This window comes from Chromohalobacter sarecensis (genome assembly GCF_023061135.1).
GTDB classification, from domain to species: domain Bacteria; phylum Pseudomonadota; class Gammaproteobacteria; order Pseudomonadales; family Halomonadaceae; genus Chromohalobacter; species Chromohalobacter sarecensis.
On sequence record NZ_JAKGAN010000003.1, the window covers coordinates 333,672 to 355,067 of the forward strand.

Here is a 21,396-nt window from a genome sequence, read left to right on the forward strand (position 1 = left end):
GCGTTCGGTCGCGGGCTTTGTCGTTGGGTCGGATGCGTGTCGCGGTCGTCTCAGACAGGTGTTCCCAGACGCTTGACCATGGCTTCGACCATCATTGCCGAATGCGTGGCGGCTTTATCGATGAAGGCCTTGAAGGACAGGTCGGACTCCTTGCCGGCGATATCGGAAAGCGCACGAATGACGACGAACGGACAGTCGTAGAGGTGGCATGTCTGGGCGATGGCTGCCGCTTCCATCTCGGCGGCCAGCATGCTCGGAAAGCGCTCGCGTGCCTGCGCCACCATGGCCTCCTCGGCCATGAAGATGTCACCCGTGCAGATGAGGCCTTCCGTGACACGTAGTTCGCCAAGCCCTTCGATGCATTCCCGGGCGGCTTCGACCAAGCGAGGGTCGGGGAGATAGGCGGCTGGCATCTGCGGCACCTGGCCGTACTCGTAGCCGAAGACCACAGCATCGACGTCGTGGTGACGCACCTCGCTGGAGATGACCACGTCACCGACTTCGAGGTCGGCCCCGAAGCCGCCCGCCGAGCCGGTGTTGATGATTACGTCGGGCTGGTGGAGCTCGAGCATCTGAGTGGTGCCAACGGCGGCATTCACCTTGCCGATACCCGATTGCAGGATAACGACCTCGACACCGTGCAAGTAGCCGGTGTGAAAGGTCGAGCCGGCATGCTGGCGGGTCTGGCCGTTTTCCAGGTGCGAGGCGAGCAGTTCGACCTCCTCGGCCATGGCACCGATGATGGCGATCTTGCGCATGTGGGGTGGGATCCCTCTATCCATCGATCAGGCGAACACCTGGTTCCATTCGTTGCGTTTGGCCAGCAGGTCGCGAGCCAGGGCTTGCGCGCCTTCCAGGCTGTGGCTGGCGGCCCAGCCGCATTGCATTTCATTGCAGGCCGGCACGTCTGTGGCGACGAGGACGTCGTTGAGGGTCTTGTCGATCAGGTCAAGCACGTCGTCATAGTCGTCGTGATTGATCAGGGTGACATAAAAGCCGGTCTGGCAGCCCATGGGGCTGATGTCGAGAACCTTGTCGGTATGATTGCGCGACAGTTCGGCCATCAGGTGTTCCAGAGAATGTAGCGCGGGCATTTCCATGTGCGCCTTGTTGGGCTGGCAGATACGCAGATCGTACTTGTGAATCGCGTCGCCATGCTCGCCGCTCTTGATGCCGGCCAGACGCACATAAGGTGCCTTGACCTTGGTATGGTCGAGGTTGAAGCTTTCGACGTTCATTTCCTGGTCGCTCATCTATCGACTCCTTTTCGCTATCCGAATGTCGGTGTAGACGCTCATTGTAACGTCTGTCTGTCAGGCATGCATGTCGTCGTGGAGTTCAGCGGCAAGCAGGGTGTTTTCCAGCAGCGAGGCGACTGTCATGGGGCCCACGCCGCCGGGTACGGGCGTGATGAAACTGGCACGCTCGGCGGCGGATGCGAACTCGACATCGCCCGCGAGCTTGCCATCGGCTTGGCGGTTGATGCCCACGTCGATGACTACAGCGCCTTCCTTGATCCATTCACCCTTGATGAAACCGGGCTTACCGACAGCCACGATGAGCAATTCAGCGCGTCGAACATGGGATTCGAGATCGCGGGTAAATCGATGGCAGATGGTCGTGGTGCTGCCCGCGAGCATCAACTCCAGCGCCATGGGGCGCCCGACGATATTGGAGGCGCCGACGATGACGGCATCCAGACCGCGTGCCTGGATGCCGCTCTCCTGCATCAACGTCATGATGCCCTTGGGGGTGCAGGGGCGCAGCGTAGGGAGGCGTTGAGCGAGGCGGCCGAGATTGTAAGGATGAAAACCATCGACGTCTTTATCGGGGCGGATGCGTTCGAGAATCGGGCGTTCGTCGAGATGCTCGGGCAGGGGGAGTTGTACCAAAATGCCGTCGATATCGGCATCTGCGTTCAGCGAGTCGACCAATGCCTCGAGTTCCGCCTGAGTGGTCGTGGCAGGAAGCTGGTGCTGCACCGAATGCAGACCGGCTTGGTCGCAGGCGCGGTGCTTGTTGCGGACATAGACTTCGGAAGCGGGGTCTTCGCCAACGAGGACGACCGCGAGCCCTGGGGCGCGCTTACCATCATGGCGGCGCGCCTGAACTTGACGAGATACCTGTTCGCGGACGTTAGCGGCAATCACCTTGCCGTCGATCAACTGAGCGGTCATCGACTCGTTCCTTTGACATGCGTAGCCCGGTACCGGGCGGCGTTAGTAGAGAGGCGCAATTTTCGCACGCTGGGAGGTGCAGTCAATGTACTCCTCGTATGAATAGGGCGGAAGGTGGAACGTAAGGGCTTGACCTGGCAAGGAAGATGCGTAGAATACGCTGCGCATCGACGGGCTCGATTGGCCATGCCCAAGCGGTCTCGGGGCGACGGGGTATAGCGCAGTCTGGTAGCGCGCCTGCTTTGGGAGCAGGATGTCGGGGGTTCAAATCCCTCTACCCCGACCAGTATCCGGATCCTTTCGAGGGTCGGTTCAATGTTGAGTCTGTGCCGGCGTTATCAAGCGCTCATAGCTCAACCGGATAGAGCAACGGCCTTCTAAGCCGTAGGTTGCAGGTTCAAGTCCTGCTGGGCGCGCCAAGTCTAGGTTTGAAGCCAACAAGAGTGTCGATGTCGGGATGGACTCCCGTGCGTTTCAGGTTATGGTGGATGTAGCTCAGTGGTAGAGCCCCGGATTGTGGCTCCGGTGGTCGTGGGTTCGATCCCCATCATCCACCCCATGCTTGAACGTGTCGCAACAATTCGTCGTCGTGGTGGATGTAGCTCAGTGGTAGAGCCCCGGATTGTGGCTCCGGTGGTCGTGGGTTCGATCCCCATCATCCACCCCAGCGATGACTTTCTCCTTCATGATATTCTCCTCTTGTTGTTCTCTCTTATTTGTTTTTATCGGCGTATTCTCCGTCTTTACGGGGGCGCTCAGCACGCCTGTACTCAGGTGCCTCGTTAGACTTTCTTATATCGTTACGATGGCTTTTCGCCCTTTTTTCGTGTCTTTTCCCTTGTAAGATAAGGCATCCAGCCCCATAAACCACGCATTGCGCTTGCCAGCGCGGATGGGGATTCATAGAATCCACGTCTTATTACGCTTTTTCAGAACGCCCCAGTCGGTAGAGGATCATTCATGCAAGTTTCCGTTGAGTCGACTTCCCAGATCGAACGTCGTGTCACCGTCCAAGTGCCGGCGACCGAAGTCGATCAAGCCGTGGCTACCCGCCTGCAGGAAACCGCCAAGAACGTGCGGCTGAACGGCTTTCGGCGTGGCAGGATTCCGATGACGGTCGTACGTCAACGTTTCGGCCAAGAAGTCCGTAACGAAGTAGTGGGCGAAATGATGCGCCAGCACTATGTGCAGGCGATCACCCAGGAAAGCCTCAATCCGGCGGGTTCTCCCCAGGTTGAGCCGACCGTCGATGAAGACGGTAAGGATCTGGAGTTCGTCGCTATCCTTGAGGTGTATCCCGAGTTCGAGCTCAACTCGATCGAGAATACCGAGATCGAGCGCCCCCAGGCGGAAGTGACCGAGGCCGATGTCGATCAGATGATCGATACCCTGCGCTCGCAGAATGCCGAGTGGGAAGAAGTCGATCGCGCGGCGGCCGATGGCGATCAGGTAACCATCGATTTTCAGGGTTTCCTGGGCGATGAGCCGTTCGAAGGCGGTGCTGCCGAAGGCCACGAACTGGAGTTGGGCTCCAACAACTTCATCCCAGGCTTCGAAGAGCAACTGGTAGGTGCCAAGGCCGGCGACGATCTCGAGATCAAGGTGACCTTCCCCGAAGATTATCAGGCGGAGCACCTGGCCGGCCAGGAAGCCAGTTTCAAGGTGAAAGTTCACAAGGTGGCCGGCAAGCAATTGCCTGAAGTCGACGAAGAGTTCATCAAGCGCTTCGGTATCGAAGAGGGCGGTGTCGCTGCCTTCCGTGCCGACGTGCAGAAGAACATGGAGAACGAGCTTTCCCAGGCGGTGACCAATCGCGTCAAGCAGCAGGCGCTCGAAGCGTTGCAGCAGGCCAATGATATTCCGGTCCCGCAGGCATTGATTCAGCAGGAGACCGAAGGGCTCAAGCGTCAGGCCGCGCAACAGTTCGGCCTGGGTGAGGACTTTGATGTCTCCCAACTGCCCGATGAACTGTTCGCCGATCAGGCGAAGAAGCGCGTTCAGGTGGGCCTGCTGCTAGCGGAAGTCGTCAAGGTCAATGAGCTCGATGCCAGCGACGATGAAATCAAGGTGCGCGTCGAAGAGTTGGCACAGCAATATCAGCAGCCTGAGCAGGTGGTTGAGCATTACCTCAAGAACGAGGAGATGAAGAACCAGGTCAAGTCCTCGGTTCTTGAAGATAAGGCGGTTGACAAGTTGCTGGAGCAAGCTCAGGTTAAGGATGTCGAAATGTCCTACGAGCAGGCTTTGCAAGCGGCCCAGCAGCAGCAAGAAGCAGATGATGAGGACGAAGCGCAGGAAGAGACCAACGCTTAAGCGTTCTTTCGCGTGTCGTCGCAAGTGCCTGGACCCGGCTACGGCCGGGTCTCTAGTCACTGGAGCAATCAGTCACCGGATTAAGGAAGCCACGCAATGGGCAATGAGTTCGATATCAGCAACGCCGGCGGTTTAGTCCCCATGGTGGTGGAGCAGAGCGCGCGTGGCGAGCGGTCCTACGACATATACTCTCGCCTGCTCAAAGAGCGCGTTATCTTTCTGATTGGCCCAGTCGAAGACTACACGGCCAATCTGGTGGTGGCTCAGATGTTGTTTCTCGAATCCGAGAACCCCGACAAGGATATCCACCTGTACATCAATTCGCCGGGCGGTTCTGTGACAGCGGGGATGTCCATCTACGACACCATGCAGTTCGTCAAGCCTGACGTCTCCACCGTGTGCGTTGGCCAGGCTGCGAGCATGGGGGCATTGCTGCTTGCCGGTGGCGCCGAGGGCAAGCGCTACTGCCTGCCGCACTCACGGATGATGATTCATCAGCCGTTGGGCGGTTATCAGGGTCAGGCGGCCGATATCGAGATCCACACCAAAGAAATTCTCAACATCCGCCAGCAGCTCAACGAAATTCTCGCCCGGCATACAGGCCAGGATGTGGAAACGGTTGCACGAGATACGGATCGCGATAATTTCATGAACGGCTCACAGGCGGTCGAGTACGGCCTCATCGATGCCATGCTGGATAAGCGCCCGGTATCCTGATAGCGTTTGACCAAACATGGTAGCGATTAGCCAGACATGCATTTATTACCGGCGGCTCGTCAGGGCCGCCGCTATCACGAGGTACACGAATGGCTGACGGCAAAGGCAAAGACGAGAGCGGTAAGTTGCTGTACTGCTCGTTCTGCGGCAAGAACCAGAACGAAGTGCGCAAGCTGATCGCGGGTCCTTCCGTCTACATCTGTGACGAATGTGTCGATTTATGCAACGACATCATTCGCGAAGAAGTGCTGGAGGCCGATGCCGAGGGCGATGACGAGCGTCTGCCGGCACCGCGCGAGATCCGCTATACACTGGATGATTATGTCATCGGGCAGGACCGTGCCAAGCGGGTGCTTTCGGTGGCGGTCTACAATCACTACAAGCGTCTGCGTGCCGATGTGAAGACCGACGATGTCGAACTCGGCAAGTCGAACATTCTCCTGATCGGCCCGACCGGTAGTGGTAAGACCTTGCTGGCCGAGACCATGGCCCGGCTGCTTAACGTTCCGTTCACGATCGCCGATGCGACGACCCTGACCGAAGCTGGTTATGTGGGTGAAGACGTCGAGAACATCATCCAGAAATTGCTGCAGAAGTGCGAGTACGACGTCGACAAGGCGCAGCGCGGGATCGTTTATATCGACGAAATCGACAAGATTTCGCGTAAGTCGGACAATCCGTCGATTACGCGCGATGTCTCCGGTGAAGGCGTCCAGCAGGCCTTGCTCAAGCTGATCGAGGGCACTACGGCCTCGATACCGCCACAAGGTGGTCGCAAGCATCCTCAGCAGGAGTTTCTGCAAGTCGATACCACCAATATGCTGTTCATTGTCGGTGGGGCGTTTGCAGGGCTGGAGAAGGTGATCCGTGATCGTATCGAGAAAGGTGGCATCGGCTTTAACGCTGAGGTGAAGAGCAAGGACTCCGAAAAATCGATGGGCGATGTCCTCGCGGGCGTCGAGCCTGAGGACCTGGTCAAGTTTGGCTTGATTCCGGAGTTCGTGGGCCGTGTGCCGGTCATCGCGACGCTGACCGAGCTCAGCGAAGAAGCCTTGATCCAGATCCTCACCGAGCCCAAGAACTCGCTGATCAAGCAGTACACGCACCTGTTCTACATGGAAGGTGTCGAGCTGGAGTTTCGCGAGGATGCCCTGCGAGCCGTGGCGCATAAGGCCATGGAACGTAATACCGGGGCACGTGGCTTGCGTTCGATCCTCGAATCCGTGTTGCTTGATACCATGTACGAGGTGCCATCGCTCGAGGATGTCACCAAGGTGGTCATCGACGCTTCGGTCATTACCGGGGACAGCGAGCCGCTGCTGATTTACTCTCAGCAGGAAGAAAGCAAGGTGGCTGGCAAGGACGGCTGAGATCCGGCCTGAGTCACCGTGGGGGCCTAAGGGCCCCCTTTTCGTATGCGCCCTGCCTCGAGCCATGAAACCGACGGGCTGCACGGTTGCATCATGCTGGATGCGCCCCCATTTCTCTGGCATTAGTGCCGTCTCGCGGCCCATCCACCGAATTTGTTGAGGAACGTCTGCGATGGAGCAGAACGCTGAACAGACCTTGAGTCTTCCCCTTTTGCCGCTGCGCGACGTAGTTGTCTATCCGCAGATGGTGATTCCGCTGTTCGTGGGGCGCGAGAAGTCGATCCGCGCGCTCGAGACGGCCATGGAAAACGACAAGCGGATATTGCTCGTCGCCCAGCGCGAGGCCGGTCAGGACGACCCTGAATTCGGCGATCTCTTCGAGGTCGGCACGGTAGCCGAAATCATGCAGTTGCTGAAGCTGCCCGACGGCACCGTCAAGGTCTTGATCGAAGGCGATTATCGCGCCGATATCCGCGATATTCATGAAGATGACGCGGGTTACGTCTCGGCGGAAGCGTTGCGCCGCGAAAGCGAGACGTTGACCGAACGCGAGCAGGAGTCGCTGGTGCGCGTGCTGCTCAATCAGTTCGAGCAGTACGTCAAGCTGTCCAAGAAGGTGCCCAACGAAGTCCTTAACTCGTTGTCCGGCATCGAGGATCCTAGCCGCTTGGTGGATACCATCTGTGCCCATTTGTCGCTCAAGATCGGCGACAAGCAGGAACTGCTCGAGATGGATCGTGTGCGTGATCGCATCGAGCACCTGATGGCACTGATCGAATCCGAGATCGATTTGCTGCAGGTGGAGAAGCGCATTCGTTCGCGGGTCAAGGAGCAGATGGAGAAGTCGCAGCGCGAGTACTATCTCAACGAGCAGATGAAAGCCATCCAGAAGGAAATGGGTGAGCTCGAGAATGCGCCTAACGAGACCGACAAGTACGAGCAACTGATCGAATCCACGGGCATGCCCAAGGAAGCGGCCGAGAAGGCACGTCAGGAGCTAGGCAAGCTCAAGATGATGGCGCCGACCTCGGCAGAGGCGACAGTGGTGCGTTCGTATCTTGACTGGTTGGTGGCGGTGCCCTGGAAGAAGCGCTCGCGCGTCAAGCACGACTTGGTGAATGCGCAGAAGGTGCTCGATGAAGACCACTATGGCCTGGAAGAGGTCAAGGAGCGGATTCTCGAGTACCTGGCCGTCCAGAAGCGCGTCAAGAAGCTCAAGGGGCCGGTGCTGTGCCTGGTAGGCCCGCCGGGGGTTGGCAAGACCTCGTTGGGGCAATCGATCGCGCGCGCCACCAACCGGCGCTATGTGCGCCTGGCGTTGGGCGGGATTCGCGATGAGTCGGAGATTCGTGGTCACCGGCGTACCTATATCGGTTCACTGCCAGGCAAGATGATCCAGCGCATGAGCAAAGCTGAAGTGCGCAATCCGCTCTTTCTGCTCGACGAAGTCGACAAGATCGGTATGGATCATCGTGGCGATCCCTCATCAGCGCTTCTCGAAGTGCTCGACCCGGAGCAGAACAACAGCTTCAGCGACCATTATCTGGAACTGGACTACGACCTGTCCGATGTCATGTTCATCTGTACCGCGAACTCGATGAACATCCCCGAGCCGCTGCTCGATCGCATGGAGATCATTCGTCTGCCCGGTTACACCGAAGACGAGAAACTGGCGATCGCCAAGCGCTATCTGGTGCCCAAGCAGCTCAAGGCCAATGGGCTCAAGGATGACGAGCTCAGTTTCTCCGACGAATCGCTACTCGAGCTGGTGCGCTATTACACGCGTGAAGCGGGCGTACGCGAGCTGGAGCGTCAAATCGCCAAGGTCAGCCGCAAGGTACTGCGCGAGCGTGTCGAGGGTGAGAAGCAGCAAGCCGCGCAAGGCCCTCAACTGCTTGCTGCATCGGATATCGAAGCCTACGCCGGTGTGCGTCGCTTCAGTTATGGCTTGGCCGATCAGCAGGACCAGGTGGGGCGTGTCACTGGGCTTGCCTGGACGTCGGTGGGCGGCGAGCTGCTCAATATCGAATCGGTGGTATCCCCGGGTAAAGGCCGTCTCAACAAGACGGGATCGCTTGGCGATGTCATGAAAGAGTCCGTGGATGCCGCGCATACCGTAGTACGGGCTCGCGCCACGGCGCTGGACATTGACCCTGACCGTTTCGAGAAGGAAGACCTGCACATTCACGTGCCGGAAGGGGCGACGCCCAAGGACGGGCCCAGTGCCGGTGTCGCCATGGTCACCGCGATGGTGTCGGCGTATACCGGGCGTCCAGTGCGTTGTGACGTGGCGATGACCGGTGAAGTCAACCTGCGTGGCGAGGTCATGCCGATCGGCGGCCTCAAGGAGAAATTGCTGGCAGCGCGACGCGGTGGTATAAAGACGGTGCTCATACCGGAGGAAAACCGCCGGGATCTCAAGGAAGTGCCGGACAATATCAAGGATGCGTTGGATATCCGGCCCGTCAAATGGATTGATGAAGTTCTCGACGCGGCGCTGGTCGGAAAGGCAGAGGTTGAAACCGGTGATTCCTTAGCGGAAACTAGCCAACCTTCGCGTTCTAATATCAGCACGCATTGACAGAATTTAGCGGCCATGTCGTGGTATGAACCCACGCATGGCGCGGCTCGGCGCGAAGCTTTCTTGACAAGAGTTTCGTGGCATTGCTATAAATCCCAGCCTTTGTTGTGACGCTTCAGGAAGTGGAAGTTTCGCGCCGATTTCCAGTCATTACCGAAACAGTCAAGGGGTGAAGTGTGAACAAGTCTGAGCTGATCGAAGCCATTGCTGCATCTGCCGACATTCCCAAGGCGGCTGCAGGCCGTGCGCTCGACGCCATGGTCGATACCGTCTCCGATAGTCTGAAAAAGGGCGATTCCGTCGCACTGGTTGGCTTCGGCACATTCTCTGTCAAGGAGCGTGCCGCGCGCACCGGTCGTAACCCGCAGACCGGTGAGACGATCGAAATTAGCGCCGCCAAGGTGCCGACGTTCAAGGCAGGCAAGGCGCTCAAGGATTCGGTCAACTAAGACCGGTCGAGCGGGACCGAGGTGTTCGTCATGGGCGCGACGCATGAAGAAAGCCGTGTCTGAAACGAGATGTCGTGTCGATTCGGTCCAGCAAAAGAGGCGTATCGCGTAAGCGGTGCGCCTTTTTCATGCCGATAGCCATGCCGAAAGCGTGTCCCGTTTTGACCGGGACACACTCGTTGCCGGTATAATCCGTTCTAGTTTCAAGAATCTCCATCACGTCGAGGCAAGCATGCTGCAACGAATTCGAGAGGGTTCCCAAGGGTGGGCCGCCAAAGTGATCGTGGGTGCGATCATCGTGACGTTCGCACTCTTCGGGGCCGAGTCCCTGGTCGGGGTCTTCACCTCCGGCAGTGATGACGCCGCGACTGTGAACGGCGAACCGATCGGCAAGCGAGCGGTCGAGATGCAGGTACAACGTGCCATTCGTTCGGGGCAAGTACCGCCCGATCAAGAACGCGAGCTGCGTCAACAGGTCACCGATCAACTGATCTCTACGGAATTGCTTGATCAGTACGCCGAAGAGGGCGGCATGCATCTCTCCGATGCGCAGATCGATCAACTCATCGTCAGCCGTCCCGAGTTTCAGGATTCGGAGGGTAACTTTTCCCAAGAGCTCTTCTCCAACCGTCTTTCTCAAGCGGGCTATACACCCTTGTCGTTTCGTAGGGAACTACGCAGTGATATGAAGCGCCAGCAGCTTCAGCAGGGTATCGGACTATCGACCTTAGTGTTGCCGGGAGAAGCCAAACGCTTACAGGCCTTGGAAAATCAGACGCGTGATTTCCGCTATGCGGCGCTGACGGAAGATGATCTCGACACTCCGGTCGAGGTGAGCCAAGACGACATGCAGTCCTATTACGATGCGCATCAAGATCAATATCAGCGCCCCGAGCAGGTCAAGATCGAGTCGGTGGTACTGGATCAGGAAGATGTGGCTCAGGATGTCGAGGTCGATGAGCAACAATTGCGAGACGCTTACGCAGAAGAGCGGCAGGACGCGCCTCGCGAAGTCGCACACATCATGGTCGATTATGGCGATGAGCGTTCTCGCGACGAGGCCATGACGCGTATCGAGGAAGCTCAGGACAAGCTCGACGACGGTGAAGACTTTGCAGCGGTGGCGGCCGAATACTCCGACGACACGGCATCCGCCGACCAGGGCGGCGACTTGGGCGTGATCAATCGCGGCTTCTTGGGCGACGCGTTCGATGAGGCTGCTTTCTCGCTGAGCGAAGGCGACGTGTCGTCGGTCGTCGATGGTGGGGATGGCCTGCATCTAATCAAGGTCACCGATATCGATTCCCCCAGCTTCGATGAAAGGCGCGACCAGCTCGCCGAGCAAGTACGTCTCGACAATTCCAGTGATGCGTTTAACCAGCAGGTTCAGGCACTGGAAGACCAAAGCTATGCGGCAGAAGACTTACAGAGCGTTGCCGACGAGCTGGGCTTAGAGATGCAGACGAGCGACTGGGTCTCCAGGGACAGTGCCGATGGCGTGCTCGCTGAGCCTGGCGTGATGGATGCCGCTTTCAGCGAGGATGTGCTGGAAAACGGCTATAACAGCGATGTGCTGGAACTCGATGATCAACGCCGTGCCGTGGTGCGTGTCGCCGACCATCGTGACGCCACGACCCTGCCGCTCGATGAGGTGAAGGATCAGGTGCGTGAAGCAGCCAAGGACGTCAAGACGCGCGATGCGCTTGAAGCCCGTGCCAAGACATTGGTCGAGACGCTCAAGAAAGGGGAGTCAGTGTCTCTTGACTGGCAGAGCGTCGAAGATGCCACACGCGACGGTGGCGACGCCCCCGAGGGCGTGCTGCGTCAGGCCTTCCGTTTGCCGCATCCCGATCAGGGAAGCCGCTATGGGCAAGCCCCAACCGGCGATGGGGTCGCCGTCATTGAATTGACCGACGTACGCGACGGCGATACCGGTGATGCGAGTGATAGCACGCAAATGACCCAGCGGTTGCGTGCGCAGGCCGCCATTCAAGGCCTGACCGAGACCCTACGCGAAGAAGCCGATATCGAGCGTCATTGATCGACGCCCACGGGTAAATATAAAAAAGCGCGGCTCCTGGAGTCGCGCTTTTTTTATTGGTGCAGGAGAGTTTATAGGTTGCCGATCAGAGAGAGCGTCTTAGGAAGACGTTTCGGTATGATGTTCCAGGTCATCGAGGATGGTCAGTGCCTCTTCGCGACTGTCGCCGCAAACCGCATGGTCGTAATCGAAGGCATGGCAAACGGTGGGTCGCCGGGGATCGCCGAACAGGCGGCAGCGATTGTCTTCATCGAGTTGCACGCAGCGCACACCGGCCGGCTTGCCATCGGGCATGCCGGGGATGGAGGAGCTGATGGTTGGCGCAATACAGCATGCGCCACAACCGACGCGACAGTGCATGAGCTGTGTTCCGTTCGACGAATGAAGACGATCACCATCGGTGCCGTTTACGATGCTTCGGCGATGGCGCCCTTATCGATGCCCTCGAAGGCCTGGACGCGAATCCTGCTGTGCGTCTCCTGGGCGATCTTCTCCGCGAGCCAGGCGGCGATATGCTCGATGGTCGTGGGTGTGGAGAGCAGATGGCAGCGCTCTCGGGGCAGCGTCAGGTGGAAGTGCCCTTGATCGGCGCGATAGGCCACACTCAATGTATCCAGAGACTCATCGGCTTGCGGCGCGAGGTCCTCGTCGTGGATCAAGTAGCAGGCATCTAGGGTCTGTGCCCATTGGAATTCCAGGTCGGGCGCGCGCTGCCCGTCCCGCCAGATATGCAGGCGTGAGCGGTGACCGTGTGCAATGCGTTGGCAATTGCCCGCATGATGCTTGAGGCCATGGCTGTACGTATAGGCGGCCGACTCGATGTCTTCATCGCGCAGACGCAGACGGATCGTCTCGACCTTGGCGGGCGGTCGGCGGCTGAGTTCGTCGGAGAGATGCGTGGCCAAACGCTGCGTGGTGATCTCTGGCCAGGGTAGCAGAGTAAAGCTTTGCCGCGGGCCCCGGAGTTCTATGGGGTAGGGGAATTGCGTACGCAGGCACAGCCCCTCGGCGCAATCGAACACCTGGATCCCCGGTGCTTGGGTCGGGACCAGCAAGGTGTGGTCGAGACCCTCGTCGAGTCGCGATTTGATCCAGGGCTTGACCTCTCCGAAGTCGAACAGCATGCCATCGGGGCCGAGTTCGCCTGCGAGCTCGGCATCGACATGCCAGCTCACGCCGGTCAAGCCATGTTCCGGCGACCACAACGAGGCGTCGATATGGGTGAGGTGGTTGACGAAAAGCGTCATCAGTCGATTCCCGCGATCTTGTGAGTTTGCAGCGACAGGCGCCACTGTGGATGAGCAAGGCAGTAAGCCACGGTGTCTTGCATGGTCGTGCCTTGTCCGCCGCGCGGCGCGAGATCCATCGGCTGCAGGAAGAAATGCCTGAAGGCGAGATGCGTGAAGTGCTCGGGCATAGCATCGGACTGCGGAAACACCAGCTTCAGCTCATCGCCTTGCGTAATGCGCAACGCCGCGTCGCCTTTGGGGCTGACGCATAGCCAATCGATGTCGGCGGGCGAGGGGAGCGTGCCGTTGGTCTCGACGCCGATTTCGAATCCCTGGGCGTGCATGGCGTCGATAAGCGGTTTATCGAGCTGCAGCAGCGGCTCGCCGCCGGTGAATACCACGTAGGGTACGGCAGCTTCCGGCGCGTGAGGCCAGAGATTCATGAGATGAGCCGCCAAGCCGTGGGCATCCTCGAAGCGACCGCCGTTCTGGCCATCGGTCCCGATGAAATCGGTGTCGCAAAAGCGGCAGTGACTGGTGGCGCGGTCTTGTTCACGCCCCGACCAGAGATTGCAGCCCGTGAAGCGGCAGAACACGCTGGCACGTCCGGCGTGGGCCCCTTCGCCTTGGAGCGTATAGAAAGCTTCCTTGACACTGTACATTACGACATCTTCCCCGGCGCGGCATAGGTCAGGGGATCGTCGACTCCCTGTGCGGCGAAGGCCGCGAGACGCTCCCGGCAGCTACCGCATTGTCCGCAGGCGTACTCGCCCCCCAGGTAGCAGGTCCAGGTCTGGGCGTAGTCGAGTCCCAGCGATAAGCCGTCGGCCAGGATATCTTGCTTGCTGGAATGCAAATAGGGGGCGGCGACACGCACGGGGTTGAAGTCGGCGATAGCGGCGACGGCATTGACGCCTTCGACGAATTCGGGGCGACAGTCGGGATAGAGCACGTGATCGCCGCCGTGGGCACCGTAGAAGCAGACATTGGCACCGATGTTGATGGCGTGACCGATGGCCAGCGAGAGCAGGATCATGTTGCGGTTGGGCACCACCGTGGCGGTCATGTTGTCGGCATCGTAGTCGCCTCCGGGCATGTCACGATCGGCATCGGTAAGCGCGGAATTGCCGATCAGGCCGTGGATGGCGCGAATATCGACCACTTGGTGGGCGACGCCCAACTGCTGACAGACCTGGCTTGCGGTCTCGAGTTCGCGCGAGTGGCGCTGACCGTAGTGGAACGACAAGGCGTGGACGTCGAACCCGGCGCGCAAGGCGCGATGCAGAACGGTATAGGAGTCCATTCCGCCGGAGTATATGACCACGGCCTTGGCGGTATCGTCGGGGGTGGTAAGCGCGGTAATAGTGCTTGCCCCAGCGCCGGATGGCTGAGGGGCATGGTGCGGTGTGTCGGTCATGATATTTGTCCTGAGCGGAGAATTTGTAGCCTCCCACAAGTGTCGCAACACTCGCGGGAAACACGCCCGGGATCCGGTCCGGACGAAGCGCGCACAGTGTAACCGGCGAACCATTCGCCGGCTAGCGTGGCGTCAAGCCAGCGCGCTGCGCTCGCCGCATAGCGAGGTCAGGAACTGGCGCCGGCGCTGGGCCTCAGGGAGTGGCTGTGAGACCAGGTGAACGAGTTTGGTAAACGCCGCTTCGGGCGTCATGTCGTCACCGGCGAGCGCGCCGATATCCTTGAGCACATTGCCGCTGGCATACGTGCCTAGCGTCACCGGGCCGTGCGGACACTGACTGATGACGGCGAGTAACGTGCCGCGGCTGCTGGCGGCGGCCAGTTCGCCTGCCAGGGCAGTATCCTCGGGAATGTTGCCACTCCCCCAGCTTTCGAGAACGGCGCCGTATATGCTGTCGTCATCGAGCAGTCGCGCGACCTGGCGTGCTTGAATGCCGGGCCAGAGTGGCAGACGTATGACTGACGATGTGGGCACCAGGTTGGGTAGTTCGAAGCGTGGCGCACCGGTAGGCGAAAAACATCGCTCAGTATAGAGAACCGGCTCGTCATCGATGATCTCGCCCAACAATGGCCAGTTGGGGGCGTGAAAGCCATCGAATGCTTGGGTATCCCATTTACGCGTACGGCAACCGCGCATGAGTTTGCCACCGAAGGCGATGGCGACTTCGGTGAGATCCGTCCGAGTGGCAAAGCGCAGCGCCGTTTCGACGTTGTCGAGCGCATCGCTGTGGGGCGCTTCCAGCGGTTTCTGCGCTCCGGTGACAACGACGGGTTTGCCCAGGCCCTGCAATTGGAAAGCCAGGCTCGAGGCCGACCACGCCAAGGTGTCGGTGCCATGCAGGACCACGAAGCCGGCATAGTCCGCATATCGCTCGGCTATGTCGCGCGCCAGTCGCTGCCAATCGGCGGGTGTGGCACTGCTCGAGTCGATGGGCGTGGTGTATTCGAGCATTTCGAAAGGCGGTATGGCATCGCGCCGGTACATTGCGAGATGCGTGAAGGCCTGACGCAGACGCGCCTCGAAATTGTCGCCGGGGTGCAGTCCTCGAGGTCCATCGAGCATGCCCAGGGTGCCACCGGCATAGAGGACGAGAATAGTGTTGGCAGTCATGGTGTCACGCGTGTCTCGGAAGATAACAGGATGGGTGCGTGGCGATCGTTAGTCGTCGTCTCGTTCGGCCAGTGTCCAGCCATCGGATTGGCGCGGTGGTGTTGTCGAGGCATTCTGGGCAGCGGTCTTTTCGCGTATCGCAGCGACGTCTTCGTGGCTGACGAAGCGCAATTTACCGTCATTGCGCTGAGGCTGAGAAATCAGCGGGCCCTGGAAGCGCCAGCAGCGTTCGGGCACCCAGGAGACGTGATAACGTCGACCGGCGTAATCGGCCTCACTCTCATCGATCAAGTGTATCTCGCTGCGTAACGGGAGCCGTGCGAAGAGATCGGAGTGCAATACCTCGTGATGCTCACCGATACGCACCGGTCCCACGAAAGTGCCGCGGGCCAATGCGCGTCGACGACGCGACATCCGCTCCGTTCCTTCTGCCATCCCCTTGCCGCAAAGATGCAAGGTCGTGTCGTCGAACTGTTTGACGACCCAGATGGCAATGCCTTGTTGGCGGGACAAGCGATCTTGCAACCACTCGAGCATGCAAAGCTCCTTCGACCGGCGATAAGCGTCGCCGGGCTCGGGCGTGGGCGGCACTGAGCCCGGTGGGGCACGCGTTACAGGTCGTGCCCGAGAATGACTTGGCAAATGGCGGCGAAGCTACGCGCTTCCGGTGGGTGATCGAGGTCGATCCCCAGCGACCGACTGATATCGGAGGCCGAAACCAGCCCGCGAATGATCGGCGCCTGTTCTCCAGGTGCGGTAATCAGCAAGTGCTGGTCGCCGGATGCCTTGAGCGTTTCCACGAGATCGCCGACACGTGCGGTCTCCAGCTGTGCTAGCGACAGCGAGTGCAACTGCGCACGCGGCGTCTGAATCATGTCCACGGTGACTTCCTCGCGGGGCACATCATGTTGCTGCATGGCGATGGTGATCTTGCGTCCTCCGACCAATTCGCGAGCGTTGATGACACCGGTGAAGCGCCCGTCCGGCCCCATGACCATGAGCAAGCGCACGCCTGCCTGTTTCATGGTATTGAGGGCCTGCGAGATGGTGTTGGAGGTCAGGATGGTTTGGGCGCGCTGAGTGCTGAAGTCGGTCAAGAGTCGCGCCGCCGGACTTTCCAGCGTCAGTTTGTGGTGGGTGGCGCGCGGTTGAGCGATACCGGTGATGCCATCGAGTTCCGACAGGGTCAGCGTGGAATAGAGGCGCGGCGTGGAGGATGTCGTCATGATGGTTTGCCTCGTATGCTGAGCCGCCAGGCCGCGTCGGTAATCGTGTGACGAGGCTTGGCGACAGGGTTCACATGTGTTGGCGAAGGTCGCCACGCACACTGTCGAGAAAGGTAATGAAATGGCGGTCTCGATCATCGTCCTGACGGTCGATACGGCACCCCATCTTCATGGTGCGCTTGACGAGAATCTCATCGTAAATATCCAGCGTGACCTTGATGGCTGGCTTGTCGCCAGGCGTCAGACTGCCATCTTCGAGTGTGAAGCTTTCAAGCAGCGTCCCGCGTACACGCGTGATACCGCCTTCGGAAAGAACGCGACGTACGAAGAGCCAGCCCTCGCATGCCAGCGAGGTTTCATGGGGGCGCTGCCGCAGAAATAGCGTACGGTAACAAGCGCCCTCGGCGGCACCTTTTTCCGCCATGCTGCGGTAGCCTTCGGCGACACGCGACGCCATTGCGCCTGACTCGGCCAGCTTGCGCACGGCAGCGTTATGTTCGCGATGGAGCTGGTCTTGACGTTGAAAGCGTTGCCAGCGTGCGTAGTCGGCGAAAAGCGATGTCGAGTCCATCGTGGCTGTGGCTCCTGGGGTCGATTCGAATTGCCTATCATCGCTCATCGAGGCGTGATATTGCCAGCGTCGACGGGCGGGCGTGGGACGCGTCGCCTTTCTTCAAGCAGTGAGAAATGATGACGAGCAAGGGCTAAAGTTTACGCAACAGAGGCCGATGTATGAATAACGCTCGTAAAGTCAGTCTTTTCGGCGCTAGCGTCGACGGGCCTCATGGTAAAAAGATCAACCTATTCGCTGAGGGCATGTCATGCCTACGATTACTTCCCTGGGTGTCGGTTCGGGGCTGGACTTGAGTGGTCTGCTGGACGATCTGAAAGAAGCCGAGAGCGCGAAGCTAGAGCCGATTACCGAACAGCGGGCAAGCTACAAGGCCAAGCTGTCGGCGTTCGGAAAACTGGAGAATGCCTTGGACTCGCTGCGCGAGTCGGCAACCGCGCTCAATGATCCCCAGACCTTCCAGGCGCTGAGCAGCAAAATGCAGGGTGATGCCGTCAGCGTATCGACTGACAATGCTGCCGTCCCGGGGCGTTACCAGGTTGAAGTGAGTGCCTTGGCCCGGTCGCAGACGCTGGCTTCCGAGGGGTTCGACACAGAGGCCGAGCTCGACACTGGTGCGCTTTCTTTCAGTGTTGGCGACGAGGCGTTTTCCATCACCCTCGACGATAGCAACAATACCTTGAAAGGCTTGCGGGACGCGATCAATGCGGAAGGGACCGGCATCAGTGCCTCGATCATCAACGATGGCAGCGATACGCCCCAGCGTCTGGTGCTGACTGCCACCGAGACGGGGGCAGCCAATCAAATCGCGATTTCCTCCGAAGAGGCCGGGTTGCAGGCAGCTTTCGGTTTTGATGCCGCCGCCCCCGAGGACAGCGACATGCGTCAAACGGTGGCCGCCCAGGATGCACAGTTGAGCGTGAACGGGATCGCCATCGCCAGTGCGTCGAATCATGTCGAGGGGGCGCTGCAAGGCGTGACCTTCGATCTGCAGGCCACCAATGAGGGCGAGGCGGATGCGCTGACGCTCAGCCGCGACGACGGCGCGATCAAGGATTCTATCAATGATTTCGTCAAGGCTTACAATTCGCTCCAAGAGCGCATGTCGAGCTTGACGTCGTTCGACGCCGAGTCCGGAGCAGCCGGGGAGTTACTCGGCAACTCCACGCTGCGAGGCGTGGAATCGCAACTGCGGAATGCCATGGGGCATGTTGGGGACGGCGATTTTGCAATGCTATCCAACATGGGGATTTCCTTGGCACTCGATGGCACGCTGGAGATCGACGACGACGCCTTGGATGAAGCGATCGAAGGCAATCTCGACAGTGTCAGCGCGTTTTTCGTCGGTGATGTCGACGATGACGAAAGTGATGGGTTCGCCGCCAGTCTGGACACTGTGCTGGGCAATCTGCTGGATGAGGGCGGGGCGCTTGACACTGCTACCAGCGGTATCGATACCTCCATCGAGCGTCTCGGCGAGCGTTATACCAGTATGCAAGCCTCTATCGATGCGACGGTGGATCGCTACCGCACGCAATTCGCTGACTTGGACTCACTGGTGTCACAAATGAACTCGACGAGTTCTTACCTGACCCAGCAATTCGACAGCTTGAATTCACTAATGAACCAGTAGGGGAACTATCATGAACATGATGCGAGGCGCCCAGGCCTATGCCCGTGTCGGCGTCGAATCCGGGGTGATGTCGGCCAGTCCTCATCAGTTGATCGTGATGCTTTTCGACGGCGCGCAGGCCTCCATTCGGGCCGCCAAGATGCACATGGAAGATGGTAATATCTCCGCCAAGGGACAGGCCATTTCCAAGGCACTGAACATTGTCAATAACGGGTTGGCGGCGGCACTCGATCATGAGCGCGGCGGTGAACTCTCGGAGCGCTTGGGGAGTCTGTATGACTATATCGCGCGGCTGTTGCTGAGAGCCAACTTGCGCAACGATCAGGCGGCGCTCGACGAGGCCGCGCGCCTATTGGAAGATATCGGCTCGGCTTGGCGTGAAATCGCCCCGCAAGTGGATGGATCATGACATGAGCAATGCGTCGGAGCGTCTGGACATCTATGAGGATATGCTCGAGCGTTCTCGGGCAATGCTCGAAAGCGCACGTCATCAGGAGTGGGACGCGTTGATTCAGCAGCGTGCCCGCTATGTGGCCGATGTCGAGGCATTGCGGCGCGGACCTCGAGGCGAACAGCTCAATGCGCAAGAGCGCCAGTACTGCGCGCGCATGATCGAGGAAATTCTCGAGCACGATCGCGTCATTCGAGAGCAGCTCGATGCCCGCTGCGAGGAGCTTACGCAATTGATCGGTAGTTCTCGTCGTCAGCAAGCGTTGGTGCGCGCTTACAATCAAGGTCAGGGCACGCTATCGCAGCGTACGCGCCCCTCCCAGGGCACTGAAGGGCGCACGTGAGTGGCATCACGCCCATTATCGACACTCTGCTCCATCAGGTATTGGGGCAACGAGTCGATGCGCCTCGCACGAGCGACCTGCCTGCGCCGGTCAAGCCAGTATTGTCCGGGAATGCCATCGAATCATTGACCCGTGAAGGCGGTGGGCTTCAGCAGCGCGGCTCTGCACAAGCCGAGCTTGCTTCGGCGCGAGCCTCGGCACTTCTCGAATCGGGCGTGCCTTCAGGCAAGGCGGGGGAGTCTGCGTCGACGCCCAACTCTTCCACCACGCATTTCAGTACCGCCGCGCGCACCATTGCCGATGTGCTGGCGCGTTTTCCCGCACCGCCTTCGTCGATTACCTCGCCACAGCCATTACTCCAGGAAGGCGAAGCCGCGCCGCGGTTGCTGGCTTCTCAGTTGCAACAAAATATTCAAAATAGTGGTGTGTTCTACGAGTCGCATCTGGCACGTTGGCTCAAGGGCGAATGGTCGACGGCCGCGCTGTCGCGTGAACCGCAGATGGCGTTGGCGCCGCGCATGCCGGCGGCAGCAGGTCTTGCCACAGCCGAAACGCCTCATGCGGCGCGTATGGCGGACATGGGGTCGCCTACTCGCGCGGCCATGGCTGAGCTGGCGTCCTCGGCCACGTTGACTTCGTTGCGTCCAGCGACCGCTGCCAATCGTTTCGCCGAGGCGCCCTTGCTCGCCCAGCAAGGCGCTTCTCCCGAGTTGCTCTCGGCGCGCGGAGAGATGCCGGCGAGCGAACAGCGCTATACACTGGCGAGCTCGGCCTTGCAGCAAATCGGTACGGATCAAAACGATACCTTGCAGTCTGTCGTCCGCCATCAATTGGAGATGCTGGTGACGCCGTCGCTGCGTTGGGAAGGCATGTTATGGCCGGGCATCATGTTGGCCATGACCCTGCAGCAATGGTCGGGCGGCGATGGCCAGGACGCCGACAATCAGGCGCAATCGCAGGGGCATGACACATCGCCCTGGCATAGTGAGATGAATATTTCCTTACCGCATCTCGGTGACGTGCATATCGCCCTGACACTACGTGCCGAGCGAGCCTCGTTGTCGATTTCGGCGCCGGAGGGCCCGGCCTTGGAGCGCCTTTCGGAGCAGGCGTCGGCGCTGCATGAGCGTCTTGATGCCTTAGGAGTGCAGGCCGTGATCGACGTCAACCGTATGCCAGACAACGACGCGAGTAAAGAAGGCTATGAGTGACACCCCCGACGAAAGGCGACGTGCCGTTGCGTTGGCTTATCAAGATCCTTCGGCGGCGCCTGTGGTGGTGGCCAAGGGGTATGGCGATGTGGCTGAGCGCATCGTTTCGACGGCCAAGAATGATGGCATTTTTGTGCATGATGCCCCCGAGTTGGTGGCGCTTTTGATGCAGGTCGATCTGGATGCTCAAATCCCTCCCACACTATATCAAGTCATTGCCGAGCTTTTGGCCTGGGTCTATGACCTGGAACGTGAAGAAGAGGCCTCGGATATCGCTTCAAAAGCGTCCACGCGTCGCTGAATTGCGACGAAGGGCTGCGGCTTATTGACGCACCCGGAATTATATAGCTTGCTAATAATTAACTTGATATGGCAGGTGCTCAATCCGACGGCAATGCTTGCCGCTCGTGGGTTACTCACCCTTGCAGCATGACTAATATCGTACTTATGGGTGAGAACTCTCATTTCTTTTTTGTAAGGATTTGTTGGTTTCCATG

At 59.3% G+C, this 21,396-nt stretch carries 22 protein-coding genes and 4 tRNA genes; 15 read left to right on the forward strand and 11 right to left on the reverse strand.

Annotated features, from left to right (window positions below):
- Nucleotides 1–50: 50 nt before the first annotated feature.
- Genes mtnN through folD form a run of 3 tightly spaced genes read right to left on the reverse strand, consistent with a single transcriptional unit; the run spans nt 51 to nt 2,177 of the window.
- Nucleotides 51–758: a 5'-methylthioadenosine/S-adenosylhomocysteine nucleosidase gene (mtnN, locus tag L1071_RS07340; RefSeq protein WP_246970887.1), complete on the reverse strand. Its 708-nt coding sequence runs from the start codon at nt 756–758 to the stop codon at nt 51–53.
- 27 nt (nt 759–785) lie between these two features.
- Nucleotides 786–1,253 carry an S-ribosylhomocysteine lyase gene (locus tag L1071_RS07345; RefSeq protein WP_246970905.1) on the reverse strand — a complete coding sequence of 156 codons (468 nt, stop codon included), beginning with the start codon at nt 1,251–1,253 and terminating at the stop codon, nt 786–788.
- A gap of 60 nt (nt 1,254–1,313) precedes the next feature.
- Nucleotides 1,314–2,177, reverse strand: coding sequence for a bifunctional methylenetetrahydrofolate dehydrogenase/methenyltetrahydrofolate cyclohydrolase FolD (gene folD / locus L1071_RS07350; protein WP_246970924.1), 864 nt, complete (start codon nt 2,175–2,177; stop codon nt 1,314–1,316).
- A 209-nt stretch (nt 2,178–2,386) separates the two neighbouring features.
- Here folD and L1071_RS07355 point away from each other — a divergent pair.
- The 10 genes from L1071_RS07355 (at nt 2,387) to L1071_RS07400 (ending at nt 11,648) form a co-directional block, all read left to right on the forward strand.
- Nucleotides 2,387–2,463: transfer RNA gene (locus L1071_RS07355), tRNA-Pro, on the forward strand.
- Nucleotides 2,464–2,519: 56 nt separating this feature from the next.
- A tRNA-Arg gene (locus L1071_RS07360) sits at nt 2,520–2,596 on the forward strand.
- Between the two features lie 65 nt (nt 2,597–2,661).
- Nucleotides 2,662–2,736: transfer RNA gene (locus tag L1071_RS07365), tRNA-His, on the forward strand.
- 33 nt (nt 2,737–2,769) lie between these two features.
- A tRNA-His gene (locus tag L1071_RS07370) sits at nt 2,770–2,844 on the forward strand.
- 293 nt (nt 2,845–3,137) lie between these two features.
- Nucleotides 3,138–4,490: a trigger factor gene (tig, locus tag L1071_RS07375; RefSeq protein ID WP_246970940.1), complete on the forward strand. Its 1,353-nt coding sequence runs from the start codon at nt 3,138–3,140 to the stop codon at nt 4,488–4,490.
- A gap of 96 nt (nt 4,491–4,586) precedes the next feature.
- The gene (clpP, locus tag L1071_RS07380) at nt 4,587–5,207 is read left to right on the forward strand and encodes an ATP-dependent Clp endopeptidase proteolytic subunit ClpP (RefSeq protein ID WP_246970943.1); all 621 of its coding nucleotides are present in this window, start codon (nt 4,587–4,589) and stop codon (nt 5,205–5,207) included.
- Between the two features lie 89 nt (nt 5,208–5,296).
- Complete coding sequence (gene clpX / locus L1071_RS07385; RefSeq protein ID WP_246970946.1) at nt 5,297–6,577, forward strand: ATP-dependent Clp protease ATP-binding subunit ClpX; 1,281 nt, start codon at nt 5,297–5,299, stop codon at nt 6,575–6,577.
- A 172-nt stretch (nt 6,578–6,749) separates the two neighbouring features.
- On the forward strand, nt 6,750–9,158 hold the full coding sequence (lon, locus tag L1071_RS07390) for an endopeptidase La (RefSeq protein ID WP_246970959.1): 2,409 nt from the start codon (nt 6,750–6,752) through the stop codon (nt 9,156–9,158).
- 176 nt (nt 9,159–9,334) lie between these two features.
- The gene (locus tag L1071_RS07395) at nt 9,335–9,607 is read left to right on the forward strand and encodes an HU family DNA-binding protein (protein ID WP_246897884.1); all 273 of its coding nucleotides are present in this window, start codon (nt 9,335–9,337) and stop codon (nt 9,605–9,607) included.
- 232 nt (nt 9,608–9,839) lie between these two features.
- Entirely contained in the window at nt 9,840–11,648 is a 1,809-nt protein-coding gene (locus tag L1071_RS07400) for a SurA N-terminal domain-containing protein (protein WP_246970976.1), read from the forward strand.
- 99 nt (nt 11,649–11,747) lie between these two features.
- Here the strand turns inward: L1071_RS07400 and L1071_RS07405 are convergent, their stop codons facing one another.
- The 8 genes from L1071_RS07405 to L1071_RS07440 form a co-directional block, all read right to left on the reverse strand.
- Nucleotides 11,748–12,008, reverse strand: a complete 261-nt coding sequence (locus tag L1071_RS07405; RefSeq protein ID WP_246970979.1) for a YkgJ family cysteine cluster protein — start codon at nt 12,006–12,008, stop codon at nt 11,748–11,750.
- 47 nt (nt 12,009–12,055) lie between these two features.
- Complete coding sequence (locus L1071_RS07410; RefSeq protein WP_246970982.1) at nt 12,056–12,895, reverse strand: 6-pyruvoyl trahydropterin synthase family protein; 840 nt, start codon at nt 12,893–12,895, stop codon at nt 12,056–12,058.
- Nucleotides 12,895–13,539, reverse strand: a complete 645-nt coding sequence (queE, locus tag L1071_RS07415) for a 7-carboxy-7-deazaguanine synthase (protein ID WP_246970985.1) — start codon at nt 13,537–13,539, stop codon at nt 12,895–12,897. The genes L1071_RS07410 and queE overlap by 1 nt, the downstream gene beginning before the upstream one ends.
- A complete protein-coding gene (gene queC, locus L1071_RS07420) occupies nt 13,539–14,294 on the reverse strand; it encodes a 7-cyano-7-deazaguanine synthase QueC (RefSeq protein WP_246971000.1) in 756 nt (251 codons plus the stop codon). The genes queE and queC overlap by 1 nt, the downstream gene beginning before the upstream one ends.
- Before the next feature lie 132 nt (nt 14,295–14,426).
- Nucleotides 14,427–15,464: an asparaginase gene (locus L1071_RS07425; protein WP_246971002.1), complete on the reverse strand. Its 1,038-nt coding sequence runs from the start codon at nt 15,462–15,464 to the stop codon at nt 14,427–14,429.
- A 48-nt stretch (nt 15,465–15,512) separates the two neighbouring features.
- On the reverse strand, nt 15,513–16,001 hold the full coding sequence (locus L1071_RS07430) for a hypothetical protein (protein WP_246971005.1): 489 nt from the start codon (nt 15,999–16,001) through the stop codon (nt 15,513–15,515).
- Nucleotides 16,002–16,075: 74 nt separating this feature from the next.
- A complete protein-coding gene (locus tag L1071_RS07435; RefSeq protein ID WP_246971014.1) occupies nt 16,076–16,690 on the reverse strand; it encodes a CBS domain-containing protein in 615 nt (204 codons plus the stop codon).
- A 70-nt stretch (nt 16,691–16,760) separates the two neighbouring features.
- Nucleotides 16,761–17,261 (reverse strand): hypothetical protein, encoded by a 501-nt coding sequence (locus L1071_RS07440; RefSeq protein WP_246971017.1) that lies wholly within the window; start codon nt 17,259–17,261, stop codon nt 16,761–16,763.
- Between the two features lie 250 nt (nt 17,262–17,511).
- Here L1071_RS07440 and fliD point away from each other — a divergent pair, with 250 nt between their 5' ends.
- The 5 genes from fliD to L1071_RS07465 are packed head-to-tail and all read left to right on the forward strand — an operon-like array spanning nt 17,512 to nt 21,200.
- Nucleotides 17,512–18,894 carry a flagellar filament capping protein FliD gene (gene fliD, locus L1071_RS07445; protein ID WP_246971020.1) on the forward strand — a complete coding sequence of 461 codons (1,383 nt, stop codon included), beginning with the start codon at nt 17,512–17,514 and terminating at the stop codon, nt 18,892–18,894.
- A 10-nt stretch (nt 18,895–18,904) separates the two neighbouring features.
- Nucleotides 18,905–19,303 (forward strand): flagellar export chaperone FliS, encoded by a 399-nt coding sequence (gene fliS, locus L1071_RS07450; RefSeq protein ID WP_246971039.1) that lies wholly within the window; start codon nt 18,905–18,907, stop codon nt 19,301–19,303.
- 1 nt (nt 19,304) lies between these two features.
- Nucleotides 19,305–19,688, forward strand: coding sequence for a flagellar protein FliT (gene fliT, locus L1071_RS07455; RefSeq protein WP_246971057.1), 384 nt, complete (start codon nt 19,305–19,307; stop codon nt 19,686–19,688).
- Nucleotides 19,685–20,899, forward strand: coding sequence for a flagellar hook-length control protein FliK (gene fliK / locus L1071_RS16255; protein ID WP_246971060.1), 1,215 nt, complete (start codon nt 19,685–19,687; stop codon nt 20,897–20,899). Before fliT ends, fliK begins: the two co-directional genes overlap by 4 nt.
- A complete protein-coding gene (locus tag L1071_RS07465; protein WP_246971076.1) occupies nt 20,892–21,200 on the forward strand; it encodes an EscU/YscU/HrcU family type III secretion system export apparatus switch protein in 309 nt (102 codons plus the stop codon). The genes fliK and L1071_RS07465 overlap by 8 nt, the downstream gene beginning before the upstream one ends.
- Nucleotides 21,201–21,396 lie beyond the last annotated feature (196 nt).

Coding starts and splice junctions, on each gene's coding strand:
- mtnN (WP_246970887.1), bottom strand. CDS start 758: ATGCGCAAGATCGCCATCATCGGTGCCATGGCCGAGGAGGTCGAACTG.
- L1071_RS07345 (WP_246970905.1), bottom strand. CDS start 1,253: ATGAGCGACCAGGAAATGAACGTCGAAAGCTTCAACCTCGACCATACC.
- folD (WP_246970924.1), bottom strand. CDS start 2,177: ATGACCGCTCAGTTGATCGACGGCAAGGTGATTGCCGCTAACGTCCGC.
- tig (WP_246970940.1), top strand. CDS start 3,138: ATGCAAGTTTCCGTTGAGTCGACTTCCCAGATCGAACGTCGTGTCACC.
- clpP (WP_246970943.1), top strand. CDS start 4,587: ATGGGCAATGAGTTCGATATCAGCAACGCCGGCGGTTTAGTCCCCATG.
- clpX (WP_246970946.1), top strand. CDS start 5,297: ATGGCTGACGGCAAAGGCAAAGACGAGAGCGGTAAGTTGCTGTACTGC.
- lon (WP_246970959.1), top strand. CDS start 6,750: ATGGAGCAGAACGCTGAACAGACCTTGAGTCTTCCCCTTTTGCCGCTG.
- L1071_RS07400 (WP_246970976.1), top strand. CDS start 9,840: ATGCTGCAACGAATTCGAGAGGGTTCCCAAGGGTGGGCCGCCAAAGTG.
- L1071_RS07405 (WP_246970979.1), bottom strand. CDS start 12,008: ATGCACTGTCGCGTCGGTTGTGGCGCATGCTGTATTGCGCCAACCATC.
- L1071_RS07410 (WP_246970982.1), bottom strand. CDS start 12,895: ATGACGCTTTTCGTCAACCACCTCACCCATATCGACGCCTCGTTGTGG.
- queE (WP_246970985.1), bottom strand. CDS start 13,539: ATGTACAGTGTCAAGGAAGCTTTCTATACGCTCCAAGGCGAAGGGGCC.
- queC (WP_246971000.1), bottom strand. CDS start 14,294: ATGACCGACACACCGCACCATGCCCCTCAGCCATCCGGCGCTGGGGCA.
- L1071_RS07425 (WP_246971002.1), bottom strand. CDS start 15,464: ATGACTGCCAACACTATTCTCGTCCTCTATGCCGGTGGCACCCTGGGC.
- L1071_RS07430 (WP_246971005.1), bottom strand. CDS start 16,001: ATGCTCGAGTGGTTGCAAGATCGCTTGTCCCGCCAACAAGGCATTGCC.
- L1071_RS07435 (WP_246971014.1), bottom strand. CDS start 16,690: ATGACGACATCCTCCACGCCGCGCCTCTATTCCACGCTGACCCTGTCG.
- L1071_RS07440 (WP_246971017.1), bottom strand. CDS start 17,261: ATGGACTCGACATCGCTTTTCGCCGACTACGCACGCTGGCAACGCTTT.
- fliD (WP_246971020.1), top strand. CDS start 17,512: ATGCCTACGATTACTTCCCTGGGTGTCGGTTCGGGGCTGGACTTGAGT.
- fliS (WP_246971039.1), top strand. CDS start 18,905: ATGAACATGATGCGAGGCGCCCAGGCCTATGCCCGTGTCGGCGTCGAA.
- fliT (WP_246971057.1), top strand. CDS start 19,305: ATGAGCAATGCGTCGGAGCGTCTGGACATCTATGAGGATATGCTCGAG.
- L1071_RS07465 (WP_246971076.1), top strand. CDS start 20,892: ATGAGTGACACCCCCGACGAAAGGCGACGTGCCGTTGCGTTGGCTTAT.